General features: G+C 79.3%; 1 protein-coding gene and 1 pseudogene. Both read right to left on the bottom strand.

Translation table 11 applies throughout. The features are described from left to right. Positions 1 to 1,703: pseudogene (locus ACOV8S_RS20390) on the bottom strand (ComEC/Rec2 family competence protein); the annotation flags it as partial. Then, positions 1,700 to 1,872: ComEA family DNA-binding protein (locus tag ACOV8S_RS20385; RefSeq protein WP_448319468.1), on the bottom strand; the 173-nt coding region annotated here is incomplete at its 5' end. The pseudogene ACOV8S_RS20390 and the gene ACOV8S_RS20385, both read right to left, overlap by 4 nt.

Below are 1,872 nucleotides of genomic sequence, written 5' to 3'. Positions count from 1 at the left end.
GCTCACCGCGCCACGTCCACCACCCACCCGGCGGGCCATCCCGCGCACCGGGCCAGCAGCCGCGCCACCGGTATGACGAGCGGCGCGGTGAGCAGCGTGGCGAAGCCCAGGACGGTGGCGGGGGCGATCGCGAACTCGGTGAGCAGGTTGCAGGGCACCGCGACCAGGCTGACCCGCCCGGAGAACACCACGACGACCGGGGCGCACACCGCCTGCGCCGCGGCGGCCGCGCCGAGCGCCTCGGCGAGCCGGGAAGGGACCCCGCGGCGGCGCAGCGCCTCGCTCCAGCGCGGGGCGAGGAGCAGCAGCGAGCCGGTGGCCAGCACGGACAGCAGGAAGCCCGGGCTGCGGGCGAGCCAGGGGTCGTACAGCACCAGCAGCAGCACGGCGGCGGCCAGCGCCGGGACCATCGCCCTCCGCCGGCCCGTCGCCAGGGCGAGCAGCACCACCGCCCCGCAGGCGGCGGCCCGCAGCACGCTGGGGTCGGGGCGGCAGACCACCACGAAGCCGAGGGTGAGCGCGCCGCCGAGGACGGCGGTGGACCGCAGGGTGAGGCCCAGCCGGGGCGCCAGTCCACGGCGTTCGGCGCGCTGGGCCGTGCCGGGCGGGCCGAGCAGCAGGGCCAGCAGGATCGTCAGGTTGGAGCCGCTGACGGCGAGGACGTGGGCGAGGTCGGTCTCCTGGAAGACGTGGTCGAGCTCCGGGGTGATGCGGGAGGTGTCCCCGACGACGAGGCCCGGCAGCAGGGCGCGGGCGTCCGGTTCGAGGCCGTCGGTGGCCTCCCGCAGACCGGCCCGCAGGCGGCCGGCGGTCCGCTGGGCCCCATCGGGGCCGGCGACCACGCGCGGGGCGAGGCCGCCGCGGCTCCTGAGCACCGCCGCGAACCGGTCGCCGCCGGAACGGGCGGGCGCGAGGCGTCCGGTGACGGTGAGACGGGTGGACGGCAGCAGGGCGAGCCACCGGGCGCGCGCCTCGCCCGGGTCGGCGAGCAGCAGCACGGGGGTGTGCAGAGCCGCCGCCTGTCCGGACGGCCCCTCCAGGCGGCGGATCTCCGCGTCGACGAGGACGGTGGGCGGCACGGAGCGGTTTCCGGTCACCCGGGGGCGCGCGAGGCGCGGGTCGGAGGTGAGCAGCACCTCGGCGGTCACGGTGGCCTCACGGGCGGCGAGGGCCGGCACGGGCCCGCTGCGCAGTTGCGCGCCGTGCAGCCCCGCGGAGGCGGCGGCCCCGGCCGCGCAGAGCAGCACCGCGGCCACCGTCACCCGCGGCCCGGGCCGCGTGGCCGAGAGTGCCGACGGGGCCGACGGCGTTGAGGATGCCGACGGGGCGGCGGAGGCCGACGGAGCCGACGGGGCTGACTCCGCGGAAAGCTGCCCGCGCCGCGTCGCGGGCGGCCAGGGCCCCCTCCCAGGTGCTCCTGCCCCCGTCGCGACGGGGGCAGGATCCGTCGCGTCGGAGGCCGGCGCTCGGGGGCTGCCCCGGGCGCGGAGGAGGGCCAAGGCGGTCACCAGCCCGGTCACGGCCACCGCCCAGGCGACCGCCGTCGGCGCGGGCAGGGTGACGGCGGCGGTCCCCCAGGCGGCCAGCGCCGGGCCGACCAGCCGGAGGTCCACGGGCCCCTCCTGCCGGGGGTGCGAGGCGCCCCGGGGTCCTGCCTCGGCGTGAGCGGGAGCGCGGTCCGTCGCCCGGGTCGTGCCGGTCACGGCCGGACCAGGTCGCGCAGGTCGGCGAAGCGCCGGTCGCCGAAGCCGTTGACCTCACGCAGCTCCTCCACGGAGCGGAACCCGCCGGAGCTGGTGCGGTGGTCGACGATGTGCCGGGCCAGCACCGGGCCCACCCCGGGCAGCGCGTCCAGCTGCTCCACGGTGGCGG

Source organism: Streptomyces sp. CO7, from assembly GCF_053474865.1.
This window is presented reverse-complemented; position numbering and strand designations above follow the sequence as displayed.